The organism is Aliiglaciecola aliphaticivorans, from assembly GCF_054782055.1.
The window spans coordinates 1-17,283 of record NZ_BAAGTF010000033.1 but is presented as its reverse complement, the minus strand read 5'-3'; the positions used below and the strand labels follow the sequence as shown (position 1 = coordinate 17,283).

The window sequence follows — 17,283 nt, the reverse complement described above, 5'->3', positions numbered from 1 at the left end:
AGGGCACTGATTTGACTGCTAATATCCTGTTAATTCCATAAAACCTATGCCTTTATGACTGCCTTCAACCCTAATCGCCCCCTCATAATAGGGAAACACTCCCGGGTTATATTGATTTTGTTTAAAGGGGGAAACGCGAATATGAATTTGCTGTTGTGGCACTGACAAAGACCAATTAAGCGGTATTTGAACGTTATCAACCTTTGAATAACCATCAATTGACCCTTGAATATCATTTTTTGTTAAATGGGTTTTATCGCCCTGTGGGCTGATTAAACTGCCAAACCATGAATTCCCCAGTTCCCCATGTCGAACCTGATAAAGCATTAACTTGCGACCATCATCAAAGTGTATAGAAAACCAGTCCCACCCTTGTGTTTTTTGATCAGAAAGCCCTGCACTCCATTCGTGGTCAAACCAACCTTTTCCCGAAACATCAATGGTTTCACCTAAGCGTTCAATCGTTCCGCTGATATTGATAAAAGGCTGACTATAATACATCGAAGCATGCTGTCCATTGGCCAGTTTAATGCTGTAACCCTTATTACCATTTAAAACGTAGGGGCCAGTAGCACGCAAGTTCAGCGATAATTTAACTTGTTCGTTGAGGGTGAAATTAAGTGTAGCGGGAAATAACTCAGTTGATAATGAACGCCATATCCAATTATCCAAATAAGCTTCAAAATGGCCTGATTCAGCTGCAAGTGATACACCAGCATTACCCACCCCACCTCTGGCAAATATTTCTTCAAACCAATCCTGTTGATAAGAACTTAGCTTGCCATGACTCATGTATAATTGGCCGTTACTCCAATTGGATTGGTTGCCTCCCCCTGAAAAACGAAATAAGGTCCATTGCAGGGGATATTGATTGCCCTGTTTATCAAACAAATTAGCCGTTAAATACCACCATTCAATGGCAAACTCAGGGTGACTTAAGTGATCCTGTGGAAAGGTGATAGGGGTTTGCTCTGTTGCTTTGGCACTGGAAAAGTTTTCTTGATCTAATAAGCCTCCATACATGCCTGTCGATGAATTGCCTTTCAATGAATTAGCAGGCTCTGAGCAGGCGCTCAATATAACGATGGTGGATAACATGCTTATTATGAGGGCGGGAATTTTGACTAGCCTTAACCATTGAGCCATTTTATATCCTCAATAGGTGGTATTAATATTGTTCGAGCAGCAGGCAATAACACCGCTAAAAATACCACCATTAAGGCGGATAAGATTAGCTCGACTAGGGTATTCGACTCAATAACCAACGGATAAGACCAATAGAAAGCCTGCACATTTACTAAATGGATCAAAAGCCAACTGAGTAAAATACCAAATGGAATTGCAAGAGCACATATGAATAAGCACAACAACGTGTATTGGAACAAGGTTAGCATCAATATTTTAAGTGCAGGTACACCCATAGCTCGGATCAATGCTCGTTGGGGTCTATTATCATAATCAATAACGATGAGGGACGAAGCTAAAGAAAATGCAGCGACTAATAAGGTAATTATATTCAGACCCTGGGTTACCACGAAGGTGTTGTCGAAGGTTTGCATTGAGCGTTTCAGTAGGTCCTGTGTCTCCATTATTTGCGCGTCTGGAAATTGTGTCGATATTTGGTTTTTCAGTTCAGGTAGCCATGATTGATTAACCCCTTGATTATATAAGGCGATAACTTGATTGCCAGATGAAGGATTTAGTATTAATGACTCACTAACCAATGCTTGTGCTTTAGGGTTGCCATAATCATAGTAAATACCAACAATTTGCACCGTAAATGTATGATTATTTTGCCTTCTAAACACTATTTTTTGGCCTAAGTTAAGCTGTTTTGATAGGGCGAACTGTTGATTAATAAAAATCCCTTGAGCCTTTGAAAATGTATCCCAAGGGGTCGCGATACTCTGTTCTAGCATTAACGCTTCTTGGTGCTCAAGATTACTAGGATAAGAGCGAAGTTGAATGGCATCTCCCTGATAATTGCCAGTTTCTGATTGCCTAACAAAGGTTGTGGTTTTCGGGAAGTTCGAACTGAGCAGTGTGACAACTTGCTCGGCATCCTTGGTATTGACATAAGCATCTGCGTCAAGTCGTTGGGTTATCCAAGTGTCTGTGGCAAGACGAAAACTATTTACCATTAAATTCATGCCTACATTCGTGGCCACGGCAATGAAAAACGCGCAAAATGCGATACTACTTTTGTTCGATATCCGCTTAGCGTCGGCTACACTCCAGCGCAAGTTGGGTGTTGTTAGTGGAATTATGGGGATTATTAAGCAAAGTAATCTAGGTAACATATACAAAACCAAGAAACAGCCACTGATTATTACTAAGCCGATAATCAAAAATGAACTAAAAATACTTTCGTTGCTAAAATAAATAATCAAACAAATAAGCAGAAGAAGCACACAAAATGCTAACCATTTGTTCTCACTATGAGCGGATGAAGCCACTGGTTGTATTGAAGTTAGGTGTTGATTCAGCGAACGTAAGGGTAACGCTGCGGCAAGACTCAAACCAACAACACTTGCCAGCAATACTTGAGCATACAAATTAAACCAAGAAAAATTCTCAAAGTTAATTGATACATTATATAAGTTCGCGAGGGTCTGGGTAACAGAGGGAGATAGCCACTTGGCGATTTCAATGCCTAAAGTAACACCGATTGCGCTACAAGCTATGGCTAAGATCATCATTTCAATGATGATAGCACTATAGATAGCAACTATTGGGATACCCAGTTGCCGCAAAGTCGTCAACATGGGTACACGTTTTATAATCAATAAATTTAACGCATTTAATACCACAAACATGCAAACAACGAACATCAGCAAACCCATGGCGAAAAGGTTAAGGTGAAAACTAGCGGTTAGTTGGTCTAAGTCTTCAGTTGAGGTTAATTTGATTAATTTGAGGTGGGAAGGTAATTGCAATTGCAAAGGGGAAGGCTGTTTGTGGTTAAATTTACCCGCCACTAATATATAAGAGATCCCCTGAGGATTGAATTGACTATATAAGGTTTCAATGTCGCATACAATTTGCTCACCTAGACCTGCTGCCTCGACGATGGCAACTGGGCCAATGGATAGCTGAGAATTGAGCTTTAGAAAATTATCTGTTGTAAGTTGGTTTTTAGCACCTAATGTTTTTGCATATTCAACATCAATAACAAACTTGTTTTCTGTGGGGGTTGAGTTAGAAGAATGGTTGTTTGCGGCAAATAGGGGAAAGCCGGATTTGCTATTATCCTTTTCTAGCCAAGTTCGGTTTAAGCTCATCAGTGCATAGTAATCGACCCCTAGGAAGTCTAATTTGTGATTGTCTAAGCTTTCCACTTGTTGTGTCGATACTGCGATAAGGTTGCGGTTTCCGTTTTTGCGTAAATCGGCGTAGTCAGCTTTGCTTATCCACCCGCTTTGGGATGGATAGATTGCGTACTCAACATTGTCTAAAAAGGGAAAAGCGGTTTGGCTGTAGCTGCGCTTAGCGGTTTCATTAATAACTAAAACTGAAGAAAATCCTGCACAGCCCATTATCATCGCTAATAATATTAAACATAGTCGATACTTTTGCAGATCGTAACTTTTTAAAATTACCCATAAAACCTCATGAATTGACTTAATCATTGGTTTGCAGTTTCAGCGTTTTGTTACTTAAGTGATAGTGAAGGTGGGCTTGCTTAGCTAGTTTGGCACTGTGAGTGACTATAACTAGCGTAGCCTTGTGGGAACGACATAGCATAAACAGTAAATCAGCCACCTTACCGCTATTTTTATCATCTAAATTTCCTGTGGGTTCGTCGGCTAATACCAGTTCAGGCTTATGGGCTAACGCTCTAGCAATGGCAACTCGTTGTTGTTCGCCTCCAGATAATGCCGTTGGCATCTTATGTCGATGCTTAGCAATGCCTAGCTGTTCCAGCAGGTCAAGTAGATAAGGTTCATCAAAATTTTGGTTTAACCGAGCAGGAAAACATATATTCTCCCAAACTGACAAACATTCAATGAGGTTAAATTTTTGAAAGACGATGCCGATGGACTTTTTCCGATAGGCATCACGCTGACGGGGTGAAAATAAGCAGATGTTTTGCTCATGTACTCTTATTGAGCCTGAATCTGGGTTATCTAAACAGGCCAACAAGTGCAATAAGGTTGATTTACCCGAACCGGATTCACCTGTAATTGCAATTTGCTGTTTGGGGGCAATGGTTAAATTGACATTTTCTAAAACGGTGGTGAATTGCTTGCCGTCTTGGTAGGACTTGGATAAGGCTTCAATTTTAATCATTGCACCGCCAGACTATTTAATTGTTAACTAGCCTTCCTCTTGAATAAAGGATAGATAATCTTCGCCAGTTAATTTTTTCATTTGAATGATCAAATAGGCGAGAGCAGAAAATAGCATTATTAAGCTTGGTACCATAATCACCGGATAACTCAGTGCAGTCATACGCCCTAGTTCTTCAGTATAAGCTGTTGTGCCAGGCTCGCTTACTAAAATCATTTTAGCCAAAATGTAATTTAAGAAGGAAGAAACGAAAAAAGAAGCTGCAACGATATAAGAACTAACGGTTATTTTGCGGTTAAAAAGCGCTGTATTTTGTTTTTTCGCTAACGCCTCGTTCAACGCCTGCCAATTGATCACATTTTCGTTGAGTATGAGAATTTTCACTAAAGAACGATTAGTATATTGAGAGATTAAGACGGCAATACCCAAAATACCGGGGATGGCGGCTTCTTTAATGGCAATATATTCAGCGGGAAGCTCTAATAGGGTGATACCGCCAGTGAGTATTACACTGATAATCCCTAAAATGGAGAAACCGTTTACTTTGCCAGACTTCTTTAAATCCCAGATACCGTATCCGATCGGGAATGCCAAGGCGCAAACCACACTTACTGCTGGGCCTAAATATTCTTCGCCACTGAGATAAGATAAAATCAATACGGGGATGACAATATTGAAAGCAAGATTACCCAAAAAATCATTGTTTTGAGGTGGCGTCTTGTTCGTATTTTGTGTTGTTTCGTTTGTTTCTGGCTTATTCATAAAATCTTTAAACTATTCTTAACTGTTGTCAGTATATCTAACTCCCACCCAATCCACTATGGTTTTAATCAGGCTTAGATGTTCATTCTTTTGGCAGTAACGCTGGATCCTAACGCTTTTTAGCCCATATTTTAGCAGCACACAACCCCGCAATAAATCCAAACAGGTGAGACTCCCAAGAAACAAAGCTATTTGTAGGGAATACACCAAATATTAAACCGCCGTAAAAGAAGCCGACCACAAGGGAAATAATAATCAACTTTATACGACCTGATATTAACCCTCCCAGCACTAAAAAACCAAAGTAACCATAGATTATGCCGCTCGCTCCTATATGCATAGCCGGACGCGCAAACAACCATACCAGTATGCCAATACTTAATACTAAATAGAGACTAACGGTAATGTAGATTTTTTTTCCGTATTGCAATACCAATAAACTGAATATCCCAAGGGTGATAATATTGGAAGCGAAATGGGCCAAATTACCGTGTAAAAATGGGCTAAAAAAGATCCCGCGAAGGCCAACCCATTCACGGGGGTAAATTCCATAAACATTGAGGCTGCGAGCAAAAATAATATTGACGACTTCAATAACAGTAAAAAACAGCATCAAGTAACAAACAAATTTTAATTGAGATGCTAGAACCGAAGTTTTCGTGCCCATGGAAGTTATCCTAGAATGATATGTGGTAAATAACGGGACATATCTTGGGTAATTAGCGAGCTGTCTTCTCGCACTGAAATGCCAGCTGCCTGGTCGTTTACCAACCAAGAACCAATTAATGTGTAGTTATTATCAAATTTAGGCAGAGGATGGAATGCTTGATAAATAAACCCTTCTTCACCATAGGGGCCATCAGCATGGGCTATCTCTTGTCCTTTTTCTAAAATACTAACGTTGGCACCTTCTCGGGAAAATAGGGGTTTTTTTACGATGCGCGTGTGGTCACACAAATGTAATTCGTCTTCGAAATAAGCAGGCAACAGATTTGGGTGTCCTTTAAACATCTTCCACAGCATGGGCATAAGTGCTTTGTTAGACAAAACACTTTTCCATAAGGGCTCAATCCAATTGGTTTGTGAGCTTTCCACATAATCACCAAATTCTTCACGTTGCATAAACTCCCAAGGGTAAAGTTTAAACAAGGTCTCTATTGGGTTATTTTTTAAATCTGTAAAGCGACCTGATTCTCCCAAACCAATATCTTCAATGAAAACAAATGGCCCAAGGATGCCCGATTCTGCGGCGCAATCTTGTAAATATTGCACCGTGCCTCTATCTTCAATGGTATCCTGACAGCATGCAAAATGAATCTGTTCGGTTTGATAATGTTCCGCGATTTCATGTAACCGACCTATCAGTTTTTCTTGTAAAGAGTTAAATTGATCTGCCTGACGAGAGAGTTGATTGCCGTCCACTAAATCTTGCAGCCATAGCCATTGCCAAAAGCCTGATTCATACAAGCTAGTAGGGGTGTCTGCATTATTTTCGTATAACTTTGCCGGACCACTACCATCGTAAGCAAAGTCTAGTCGAGAATACAAAGATGGATCGTGCTTACGCCAGGAATCTTTCACACCTTGCCAAAAGGGTTCGGGGATTTTAAAAGCAGATAACAAAGCGTCATTATTCACAACTTTATCGACAACTTGTAAGCACATTTGGTGAATTTCGACGCTAGGGTCTTCTAAGTCATTTTCAATTTGTTGTAAGTTAAACTGATAATAAGCGGATTCATCCCAATACGGCTCGCCATACATACTATGGAATGAAAAACCAAAGTCTTTTGCTTTTTGTTGCCAGTTTTTGCGGGGCTCACTTGGTATTCTGAACATCTAGACTCAATTGTTGTGATTTCATTGCGCTTTATCAAAGGGCTGGATAACGTCGTTCTCCGAGGGGGGGACGTTTAACCGCCCCAACCACCTTTGGAACTACTCTTACTGCCCCAACTTGATTTAGCACGCACAGAACTGCCAAATCCACCTCGTTTGATTGTTCGAGTGACTGCTGGTTTAGGTTTAAACGCATCAGGTCTGACTTTGTAATTACGCTTACGTAAATCACCATAATCATATCCACCGGCGCCTATCCATCTGTAACGATAGGGAGAGTAAGGGGAATAAGACGTAAACATGGGTTGATACTGATAACGATTAGGAGAAAGCAGGTTGCTTAACATGTAACCGGCCATAAATGGCATAAAAAAGGAGCCAGAACTGCGTTCTACTTGGCGACATTGATTTGGCCCAAACTCACTTTCACAATCTTGTTCAGAGTTGTATTTAGGTCCGGTTCGTTCCGCTTCTGCCAAGGCTTCTTGATAAGCGGTTGCACAAACTTGTGCTTGTTCAGGGTTCTCATTGGCACAATCTTGCGCACTGGTGTATATCGTCGCTTGTTGACGATTATCCGTGCAGGCTGCTAAGAATACAGAAGCGATACCGATTGCCAAAGGTTTAGCAGAAAATTGCTTACGCATTCTGTTTAGATTTATGTGTTTACTGCGTTTACGAGTCATGCTTGTGCCTCCTAGTAGGTCATGCAAGCCGCATTGAGTAAACCAACGCCGATGGACATGGAAGCCAACATTACGCCTGCAGAGACTTCTTGATTATCAATTCTTTCCGCGATGGCGGGCATGAACGTGAAGCGCAACAATAAAAAAGCCAAGACCTGTGCGATGAGGGCAATGAAACCCCAAATAGCAAAGTCAAACTGCGACGTTGAATTGGTTACAGCACCCGATAAAGCAATACTGAAGCCGACAATAGCACCACCAAAGCCGATTGCCGCAGCGGTGTTTTTCTCTTCTTTTACAAGCTTCCATTCATCATGGGGCGTGACCCATGCGTAGACGATTTTGAATATAAATAACAGCACTATTGAAACCACAAAATAGATTGCAAAATTACCTAATCCGGCGATTGAATCCAACAATATATCCATCGATTTTTCCTTTTCTGTGTATACGTTAATTTGCTAACCGTTTATTTTTATATCGGCAGGCAAAATATCGAAGCCGGTACTGATAACAAGGCAACGATCATGGTTATTATCTACAATTTTTTCTTCAGCACAAACCAATAAGGTTTCGAAGGATTCTTGACCGATTTCTCGTTCATATAGCATAACGAATTGATCCGTTTGACTAGTATCGCCATCCAATTCAAATGTTTTCTCTGTCATTGCTACTGGAGGGGATTCCTCGCCAACAGCGTCCCAAACACGATTATACTGATTGTTTTCAATTTGATAATGAGGTTGAGAAACCTGGCCTTCGAGCAAGTCTTTCCATTGCTTGTCCGTTCCCACGGTCTGTGTATTGTAAAAGTACCATAACTTCACATCAGTGATGTGATTTTCTGTGTCGCCACCATCTAATACAACCTGTAAAAATGCATCGTCATCGGTGTAATAACGCAAAATTTTTCCACCTGTATCTAAATGGGCTTCGCCTACAGCCTGGATTAAGTGGTGTCTAGCAGCACCTTCAATCACCAATTCAGGTTCGATAAGTTTGAGTTTTAGATCATCAAGCTCGAAGGAGCCTCCTAAATATAGGCCCATTATTTCCGGCGCTGTTATTTCAGATTGCTTATCTTTTTTGGTAAACCATTTTGAAAACATGATTTCTCCGTTTTTTATCTTACCTGTTACTTGCTTTGTTACTCAGACAATAGTTGCCAATCGAAGTGATTGATGCGTTGTTCAGCAATATAAAAGAGTTTGTATTTGGGCAGGATAGTTACATCAAAATTAGGATTTAAAGTCACTTTTGCCGGAATACTTGGTTCAACAAAGCCAATGAAAGTCGCGTTATAGCGCTGTTTTAAGGTTATAAATAGTTTTTCAACAGATATCTGCTGCACGGAATCAGGTACTTCAATTGAAAATTGAGCTTGACCTTCTTGTACCGTCAATAAGTCGTGTTGCAGTAGGCTGGAGCCTGGATCAAATGCTGACTTAGCCAACATTTCAACGGCGACACTGGGGGTACATTCGATATTGGGACAATGGGTTTGCAGCAAGTCGACTAAAGATTCATCTTTAAAATAAGCAAGAAGGTGGGCGCTGTTATTTCTTTTACTACAATACAAAGAGGTGGTCATTGTGACATCATCTTCTTCATTGTCCATCACAATAACCGCAGCCTTATCCACACAAGCTCTATCCATTTCTTTATCGTTGTTAAAAGATATGACTTTGATGAATTCAATCTTGTCGGGCATTGGATTGTCGATATCAGCTTTAACACATAACACAATTTCGGGTTTATTTTCCGTTTCTGCTCGTTCTTTAAGTAGCAAGTTAAGCAGTTGAATAGTGCGTTGGCCATTCCAGCCAATTACCAAAACATGGTTTTCAAGATCTAATGGTTTCAAACCTTTCACTCCTTTTTGCCATTGCATAGACACCCAAGCCGCGATCCGCCCAAGGACTAAGGCAAATATACTCAACCCTAATGGGATGACATAAAACGAGACTATGTATTTTCCTGCACTTGTCACCGGTGACATATCACCATATCCAACGGTAGAACCGGTAACAACTAACCAATAAACAAAATCATTTACATTGAGTAGGTCATGCTCGCCAGAGGCATACAGTAAAAGCCATGTAGTTAGGGCATAAAACAAAAGCGCTAGTACAATGGTGTACCAGCGCATCTCAGAAAAGACTCGGGTGAGTACTTTACGTACCTTAAGGACTAACAGCATTTATACGCTAACCAATTTATTCGCCTAAAATACGTTTGAGTTCATCATCAGCTGAGCTTTTTCCGCCTTTAATTCCAGCCTCAGCCAACCGCTTTTCTAAGTCAGTGGTTGAGTCGCTAGAGGCAAGTTCTTCAGCCGCCTCTAATTCTGCACTGCGCAATTTCTGTTTGTCTTGAATACGATTTAGCGATTCAGTCGCGGTTTTCATTTTACTGTTTGCGCCCATGTGTCTGGATGAAACCGCTACTTGGGCTTTTTGCACTGATTCCGTCGCCTTCACCATATCGACTTGCTGTTCCAAACGCTTCAAATTGTCTTTAGCTTGGTTAATATTGGCAGCAAGCTGTTTTTCTGATTGGGTGAATTGATCAAGAAACTCTTGTTCGGATTCCATTTCTGCGGTTAAGTCCGCAACTTTTTGTGCACAATCCAAAGCCAATTGACGGTCAGATTCAATGGCTTTACGAGCGTGCTCTTCATATTGACCAATTGATACTTTCAGGCTATCAACCTTTTGTTTTGCCAATTTACACTTTGCTAAAATTTGAGTACGTGCATGGTCTGATTTACGTAACTCTTCTTTTGCATCGCGAATCTCTTGTTCTAGAATTCGAATGGCTTGACTGTCTACAACTGATTGAGCCGCTTCTGTTGCGCCACCTTTTACCGCTGTAACTAACTTTCTCCAAACCGACATAATCTTCTCCCAAAATACCTTAATGTTTTAGTGCAAATGCTCTTGATAAGCGTCTAAGAATGCAGCCACATTGTGGAATAAAGCATCGAGTTCAATTTTGATGCTTTCTGCTTTAGATTGTGAGCTCAAGGCACCAAATGCAGTGTAATAGTCTTGTTCAGCAACTTGAGATATTCCAATAGTTGTTAACGGAAACAACATATGGGTTTTCAATATCTCTTCGTTCAAAGCTGCTTTATCTTTGACTTCTGAACTTGAAAATAAAATGGATTCGATAATAATTTGCTCTCCACTGAGTGCTAACCATGCATCTAAACCATCACCATTTCCGATCAATAAACAATTTTCTTCACGGGTGACAACAATGTTGTCGTTATCTGATAATAGGGTCTCAAGTTGATCAAGGTCCCAAGTCATATGCCTACTCTCCTGTCAGTGTAATGACTATAGTATGTTACCTTTGTAAACGAAAAAACATGATCAGTTCAAAATGAATTGTAAGTTTTTTCGCAACGAGTCGAATTGTACTGACAAATGATTTTTAATGTCAAACTTTATTTTACCTTTTTGAGTTGTATGGTTTATTTTTGTGAATTATAATTCACAAAATGGTTTATTTTTAGTGGGTGTGAAGTGGCGAAAAAACAAGATAATGCAAACTGGCGACAAGTCGTGCAGCGAATCATAAAGGCAGAAATGTCTAAACGTGGCGTGAAATACCAAGATCTCAGTGAGCGATTGAACACAATTGGTGTTGTCCAGAGTGCTGATAATTTACGCAACAAAGTAAATAAGGGGATTTTAGGTGCCGATTTACTTTTGCAAATCGTTTATGTTTTAAAAATGCGTAAAATTGAACGTGAGGATATCATTGAGATATTTGCTGACATGCAAATATCGCTAGATGAAGATGATGTTTGAAAAACAGACAAAAAAAACCCAGCTAGGGCGGCTGGGGAAACTATGTTTGGGAGAAACATCGAAAAAATAAGATGGTTACAATTTATACTGTTACAACCAGAACTCAAGGAAAAGCGAGTATGGATAAAGCGTTGCAGGTATATTTTTTAATACGTAAAATAACGAATATTAACTTACAGTTGGGCTAACCAAACGCCATGAAATTATCTGATTTCCATTTTGATTTACCTGAGCGGCTAATCGCTCGATACCCCACAGAACAAAGAACTGCCAGCAAATTACTGTGTTTAGATGGTAGAACTGGCAATTTAAAAGATACACATTTTTCTGCTTTTCTTGATTTAGTGGATGAGGGGGATTTACTTATTTTTAATAATACCCGAGTGATCCCAGCCAGATTACTTGGCAAAAAATCAACCGGTGGAAAAGTCGAAGTATTGGTTGAACGCATTATTGATGAAAAAACCGTGTTAGCCCACGTGAAGTCAAGCAAGTCACCCAAACCAGGAGCATTACTGATATTAGAAGAGCATATCCAAATGGAAATGGTGACTCGTCACGATCAATTGTTCGAATTACGGGTTGTGAATGAGGAACCTGTGCTTAGCCTATTAGAAAAATTCGGACATATGCCCCTACCTCCCTACATTGACCGACCAGATGAAGATTCTGACAAAGAGCGATATCAGACTGTTTATTCTGAAAAACCGGGTGCCGTAGCTGCGCCAACGGCTGGGTTGCATTTTGACGAGGCAACCCTTGAAGCCTTGCAACAAAAAGGGGTGAATACCGCATTTGTTACTTTACATGTAGGGGCAGGGACGTTTCAGCCCGTCCGCGTAGATAATATTCAAGACCACCATATGCATTCCGAATATGCAGAAGTACCGCAAGATGTTGTGGATGCAATTAATTTAGCCAGAGCAAAGGGAAAACGAGTTATCGCTGTAGGGACAACGTCTGTGCGTTCATTGGAGTCGGCCGCTGCAGCAAGTATTAAAAAAGGTAAGCCCCTTGAAGCCTTTTTTGAAGATACCGATATTTTTATTTATCCTGGTTATCAGTTTGAAATAGTAGATGCAATGCTGACGAATTTTCACTTACCAGAGTCCACCTTAATTATGCTAATTAGTGCCTTTGCCGGTAGAGAAAACGTGATGCAGGCGTATCAGCAAGCAATCGCTAAAGAATACCGATTTTTCAGTTATGGTGATGCCATGTTTATCGAAAAATCTTAACCGTTGACGAGGAAATCGCAGCGATAAATCCACGCATTTCGCTTATTAAGGCAACTTTCAAGCTGAAATTACCTTTTGATGATTTCAGCTTGCTCATTATTCCTTTATAATCCCCGCTGTTTTTCAGCACTGGACTGTTTTCCGGTATGCAGAAATTTTAAAAGGTTAAAAATGAAATTTGAATTAGATACAACCGATGGCAAAGCCCGCCGCGGTAGATTAACGTTTGACCGAGGTGTTGTAGAAACACCTGCTTTCATGCCTGTTGGTACTTATGGCACGGTTAAAGGGATGACGCCTGAAGAGATAGAAGAGTCAGGAGCACAGATCTGTTTGGGTAATACCTTTCACTTGATGTTACGTCCGGGTACTGAAATCATGAAACAGCATGGCGATTTACATGATTTCATGCATTGGCATAAACCAATACTCACGGACAGTGGCGGTTTTCAGGTGTTTAGTTTAGGTGATTTACGTAAAATAACCGAAGAAGGGGTCACCTTCAGATCGCCAATTAATGGCGAGAAAATACTGCTTACCCCGGAAAAGTCAATGGAAGTTCAACGTGATCTGGGGTCTGATATCGTCATGATATTTGATGAGTGTACTCCTTATCCTGCCACAGAGCCTGAAGCTCGTCGTTCCATGGAATTGTCATTACGTTGGGCGAAACGCAGTAAACAAGCCCATGAAGGTAACCCGTCAGCGTTGTTTGGGATTATTCAAGGTGGTATGTATGAAGGATTGCGTGATCAATCTTTGAAAGGTCTTGAAGATATCGGTTTTGACGGTTACGCCATTGGTGGTTTATCTGTCGGCGAGCCAAAAGAAGATATGATTCGAGTTTTGGATCATACCGCAGATAAAATTCCCGCTGAAAAGCCGCGCTATTTGATGGGAGTAGGGCGACCAGAAGACATCGTTGAAGCGGTTCGCCGCGGAATCGACATGTTTGATTGTGTTATGCCGACGCGGAATGCTAGAAATGGTCATTTATTTGTTACCGATGGCGTTATTAAAATACGCAATGCCAAACACAAAACAGATACTGGGCCTTTAGATGAGAAATGTGATTGTTATACTTGTAAAAATTATTCACGGTCATACTTACATCATTTAGACAAATGTAATGAAATACTCGGTGCTAGATTAAACACCATACACAACCTTCGTTACTATCAACGAGTCATGCAGGGGTTGCGTGACGCTATCGCTGAACAAAAGCTTGATGACTTTGTTGAAGAGTTTTACGCACAAAAAGATATGCCGGTACCGGCTTTATAACTAAAAATATATGAGGAATTTATGAGTTTTTTTATTTCTAATGCTTATGCACAAGACGCTGGCGCACAGGGCGGTGGTTTTGAAATGCTGATCTTATTGGGTGTTTTCGGATTAATTTTCTACTTTATGCTGTATCGTCCACAAGCAAAACGCGTTAAAGAACACAAAAACCTAGTTGCCTCTATTGGTAAAGGTGATGAGGTTCTTACTCAAGGTGGTATGGTGGGTAAAGTTGCAAAAGTTTCTGACGAAAAGGACTTTATTGAGATTTCGTTAAATGACAATACCAATATTGTAATTCAAAAAGGTGCAGTAACTGCTGTGCTACCTAAAGGTACAATGAAATCAATCTAACTAAATTGAAAATGGCAAACGCAAGTTTGCCTTTTTCGTTTAAGTAGAAAAGGAATAGCAAGTGTTAAATAAAACTCCCTTGTGGAAGTATATTATGGTGTTGATGGTTGTTGCCGTTTGCGCTTTATATGCCTCTCCTAATCTTTATGGTGAAGATTATGCTGTGCAGATTTCTGCGGGTCGTGACGCAGTTCTAGATTTGCCTTTGATAGATAAAGTTAATCAAGACTTAGCAGATGCGGGCATCGAGAAGAAGTCCATTGTACTTGAAGATGAGCAAATACTGGTTCGTCTTTACGATGATAGCGCACAAAGATTAGCTAACGAAACCCTCGCCAAATCACTAGGCAAAGACTACACAGTGGCGATGAATTTAGCCCCTGATACTCCTGAATGGTTGGACAGCTTAGGCGGTACACCCATGAAATTAGGTTTGGATTTACGCGGTGGTGTCCATTTCTTAATGGAAGTGGATATGAACTCGGTAATTACCAAATCCCTAACCGACATGGAAGGTGACTTTAAAACCTCATTGCGGGAAGAAAAAATTCGTTATTCACGGGTGAGTATTGTTGATGAGTCTGTGCAAATCCGTTTTCGCGATCAGGAAACCTTAGATAAGGCTGAATTTTTCCTTAAAAATCGCAACCGGGATATCACCTTAGTAGAACAAGGTGACTTAGTTCTGGTAGCTAAAATGTCAGAACAGAAGCTGTCTGAAATTCGCGATTATGCAGTAAAACAAAATATCACTATTATGCGCAACAGGGTCAACCAACTCGGGGTGGCTGAGCCTCTTATTCAGCGCCAAGGTGCTGATCGCATTGTTGTCCAGTTGCCTGGTATTCAAGATACTGCTCGGGCGAAAGAAATTTTGAATGCGACTGCTACTTTAGAATTTAAAATGTTAGATCAAGAACACGATATACGTGATGCCCTAAATGGCCGCATCCCGCCAGGCTCTGAAATCGTTGAAGATCAGCAAGGTGTGCCGCAACTACTTCTCAAAAAAGTTATGCTTGAAGGAAGTCACATCATTGATGCTAACGCGGGTGTAGATGAATATGGTATGCCTAAGGTGTCCATTTCGTTAGATTCTGCCGGTGGTAGCAAAATGTCTTTGGCCACCAAAGGCAACATCGGTAATCCTATGGCAACCGTATTTATTGAATACAAAGCGACGGGTGAAAAGAATGAAAAAGGTAAACTCATTTTTGTACCTGAACGTGAAGTCGTCAGTGTGGCGACTATTCGAGCTCAACTTGGAAGTCGATTCGAAATTACTGGCTTAGATTCACCAAAAGAAGCTCGGGATTTATCATTGTTGCTGCGTGCAGGAGCCTTGATTGCGCCCATTACTATTGTTGAAGAACGTACAGTTGGGCCTAGCTTAGGTCAAGAAAATATCGACTTGGGTATGCAAGCCATTATTTGGGGATTTGCCTTAGTATTAGCCTTTATGCTGTTTTATTATCGATCATTTGGCGTAGTAGCAAATCTTGCGCTAGCGGCCAACTTGGTCATGATTGTTGGCGTTATGTCAATGATACCCGGTGCAACTTTAACCTTACCTGGTATGGCCGGTATTGTGCTGACTGTGGGTATGGCAGTTGATGCCAATGTATTGATTTTTGAGCGTATTCGCGAAGAAATTCGTGAAGGAAGAAGCCCTCAACAAGCTATCCACTACGGTTATGATAGTGCGTTTTCTACCATCTTAGATGCGAATATCACGACCTTTATCGCAGCAATTATACTTTTTGCTGTTGGAACCGGTCCAATCAAAGGCTTTTCTATCACGTTAATGATAGGTATAGCTACCTCGATGTTTACTGCAATTATTCTAACCCGTGTAATCGTTAACGGTGTTTGGGGTGGTAAACGTCTTCAGAAACTGTCGATTTAGGAGCCGGACATGCGATTTTTTAAACTAAAAGAAAGTATTGATTTTATGTCAATGCGCATTCCCGCCATGATTATATCGGGAATACTGATTATCGGTTCGTTGGTCTCTTTGGGGGTTAATCAGCTCAATTGGGGATTAGATTTCACCGGTGGTACATTGATCGAAGTAGGCTATGATAAACCTGCTCAATTAGAACAAATTCGTTTGCAACTGGAAGCTGCCGATTTCGGTGATGCGGTAGTGCAAAACTTCGGTAGTAGTGAAGATGTGTTAATTCGCTTAGCTCCGCGTGACGGCGTAAAAGCCCAAGAGGTGGGTGATCAAGTACTGAGTACTTTGCGCAGCTCTGGTGACAATGTTGACATGCGTCGAATCGAGTTTGTTGGTCCAAATGTGGGTGAAGAGTTAGCAGAGCAAGGCGGACTTGCTATGTTGGTTGCATTGATCTGTATTCTCATTTATGTGGCAATGCGATTTGAATGGCGATTTGCTTTGGGTTCCGTTATTGCGTTGGCCCATGATGTTATTTTAACCTTAGGTTTGTTTTCAGTCTTACAACTTGAATTCGACCTCACGGTAATGGCTGCGGTATTGGCTGTAATAGGTTACTCACTCAATGATACTATTGTGGTTTCAGATCGTATTCGTGAAAACTTTCGAAAAATTCGCAAAGGTGGACCCGAAGAGATTATTAACATCTCATTGACGCAAACCTTAAATCGAACCATCATCACATCATTAACTACTATATTGGTTTTGATGGCGTTATTTTATAAAGGTGGCGCACTCATACATGGTTTCGCTACAGCGTTATTATTTGGGGTTATTATTGGTACTTATTCTTCTATTTATGTAGCAAGTTTAGTTGCATTGATGCTGGGGATCAGTCGCGAAGATTTAATGCCTACTGTTGTCGAAAAAGAAGGGGCGGATTTAGATCCTCTTCCTTAAGATTTTCGATTTTAAAAAAAGCTGGGTTTATGAAGTGACCCCCAATAGTTGGACATTCCAATTACTGGGGGTCTTTTTATGTCCAAACATCACAGAGTATTTAAGTTAAAGCTAGCGCGATTAGCGCAAGAAGAGAGTTCAAGAGTCTTAGGTTC

Annotated in this window: 18 protein-coding genes; 6 read left to right on the top strand and 12 right to left on the bottom strand. The window is 40.7% G+C overall.

The window, feature by feature from the left end; genetic code table 11:
• Nucleotides 1-18: 18 nt before the first annotated feature.
• The 12 genes from ACYVIL_RS16410 to ACYVIL_RS16355 form a co-directional block, all read right to left on the bottom strand.
• Nucleotides 19-1,146, bottom strand: coding sequence for a lipocalin-like domain-containing protein (locus tag ACYVIL_RS16410; protein WP_460313512.1), 1,128 nt, complete (start codon nt 1,144-1,146; stop codon nt 19-21).
• Nucleotides 1,131-3,629 (bottom strand): ABC transporter permease, encoded by a 2,499-nt coding sequence (locus tag ACYVIL_RS16405; RefSeq protein WP_460313510.1) that lies wholly within the window; start codon nt 3,627-3,629, stop codon nt 1,131-1,133. Before ACYVIL_RS16405 ends, ACYVIL_RS16410 begins: the two co-directional genes overlap by 16 nt.
• Nucleotides 3,622-4,290, bottom strand: coding sequence for an ABC transporter ATP-binding protein (locus ACYVIL_RS16400; RefSeq protein WP_460313508.1), 669 nt, complete (start codon nt 4,288-4,290; stop codon nt 3,622-3,624). Before ACYVIL_RS16400 ends, ACYVIL_RS16405 begins: the two co-directional genes overlap by 8 nt.
• A 27-nt stretch (nt 4,291-4,317) precedes the next feature.
• Nucleotides 4,318-5,052 carry a VC0807 family protein gene (locus tag ACYVIL_RS16395; protein WP_460313506.1) on the bottom strand — a complete coding sequence of 245 codons (735 nt, stop codon included), beginning with the start codon at nt 5,050-5,052 and terminating at the stop codon, nt 4,318-4,320.
• 109 nt (nt 5,053-5,161) lie between these two features.
• Nucleotides 5,162-5,719, bottom strand: a complete 558-nt coding sequence (locus ACYVIL_RS16390) for a rhomboid family intramembrane serine protease (RefSeq protein WP_303474369.1) — start codon at nt 5,717-5,719, stop codon at nt 5,162-5,164.
• A 5-nt stretch (nt 5,720-5,724) separates the two neighbouring features.
• Entirely contained in the window at nt 5,725-6,891 is a 1,167-nt protein-coding gene (locus ACYVIL_RS16385) for a glutathionylspermidine synthase family protein (RefSeq protein WP_460313504.1), read from the bottom strand.
• 74 nt (nt 6,892-6,965) lie between these two features.
• On the bottom strand, nt 6,966-7,577 hold the full coding sequence (locus tag ACYVIL_RS16380; protein WP_303474367.1) for a DUF1190 family protein: 612 nt from the start codon (nt 7,575-7,577) through the stop codon (nt 6,966-6,968).
• A gap of 11 nt (nt 7,578-7,588) precedes the next feature.
• Complete coding sequence (locus tag ACYVIL_RS16375; RefSeq protein ID WP_303474366.1) at nt 7,589-8,005, bottom strand: DUF350 domain-containing protein; 417 nt, start codon at nt 8,003-8,005, stop codon at nt 7,589-7,591.
• A 33-nt stretch (nt 8,006-8,038) separates the two neighbouring features.
• A complete protein-coding gene (locus tag ACYVIL_RS16370) occupies nt 8,039-8,686 on the bottom strand; it encodes a YjfK family protein (RefSeq protein WP_303474365.1) in 648 nt (215 codons plus the stop codon).
• A gap of 38 nt (nt 8,687-8,724) precedes the next feature.
• Nucleotides 8,725-9,777: a potassium channel family protein gene (locus tag ACYVIL_RS16365; RefSeq protein ID WP_303474364.1), complete on the bottom strand. Its 1,053-nt coding sequence runs from the start codon at nt 9,775-9,777 to the stop codon at nt 8,725-8,727.
• Between the two features lie 16 nt (nt 9,778-9,793).
• On the bottom strand, nt 9,794-10,474 hold the full coding sequence (locus tag ACYVIL_RS16360) for a PspA/IM30 family protein (protein ID WP_460313501.1): 681 nt from the start codon (nt 10,472-10,474) through the stop codon (nt 9,794-9,796).
• 27 nt (nt 10,475-10,501) lie between these two features.
• Nucleotides 10,502-10,891, bottom strand: a complete 390-nt coding sequence (locus ACYVIL_RS16355) for a DUF2170 family protein (protein ID WP_303474361.1) — start codon at nt 10,889-10,891, stop codon at nt 10,502-10,504.
• A gap of 216 nt (nt 10,892-11,107) precedes the next feature.
• On the opposite strand from ACYVIL_RS16355, the gene ACYVIL_RS16350 reads away from it, so the two are divergent.
• From ACYVIL_RS16350 to secF, 6 genes are all read left to right on the top strand, one after another.
• Nucleotides 11,108-11,395, top strand: coding sequence for a DUF6471 domain-containing protein (locus ACYVIL_RS16350; RefSeq protein ID WP_303474360.1), 288 nt, complete (start codon nt 11,108-11,110; stop codon nt 11,393-11,395).
• A gap of 197 nt (nt 11,396-11,592) precedes the next feature.
• A complete protein-coding gene (gene queA / locus ACYVIL_RS16345) occupies nt 11,593-12,633 on the top strand; it encodes a tRNA preQ1(34) S-adenosylmethionine ribosyltransferase-isomerase QueA (protein WP_460313498.1) in 1,041 nt (346 codons plus the stop codon).
• Between the two features lie 171 nt (nt 12,634-12,804).
• A complete protein-coding gene (gene tgt / locus ACYVIL_RS16340) occupies nt 12,805-13,917 on the top strand; it encodes a tRNA guanosine(34) transglycosylase Tgt (protein ID WP_303474358.1) in 1,113 nt (370 codons plus the stop codon).
• A gap of 21 nt (nt 13,918-13,938) precedes the next feature.
• Nucleotides 13,939-14,271 (top strand): preprotein translocase subunit YajC, encoded by a 333-nt coding sequence (gene yajC, locus ACYVIL_RS16335; protein ID WP_303474357.1) that lies wholly within the window; start codon nt 13,939-13,941, stop codon nt 14,269-14,271.
• 61 nt (nt 14,272-14,332) lie between these two features.
• Nucleotides 14,333-16,177: a protein translocase subunit SecD gene (secD, locus tag ACYVIL_RS16330; RefSeq protein ID WP_460313496.1), complete on the top strand. Its 1,845-nt coding sequence runs from the start codon at nt 14,333-14,335 to the stop codon at nt 16,175-16,177.
• 9 nt (nt 16,178-16,186) lie between these two features.
• Nucleotides 16,187-17,128, top strand: a complete 942-nt coding sequence (gene secF / locus ACYVIL_RS16325; protein WP_460313494.1) for a protein translocase subunit SecF — start codon at nt 16,187-16,189, stop codon at nt 17,126-17,128.
• Nucleotides 17,129-17,283 lie beyond the last annotated feature (155 nt).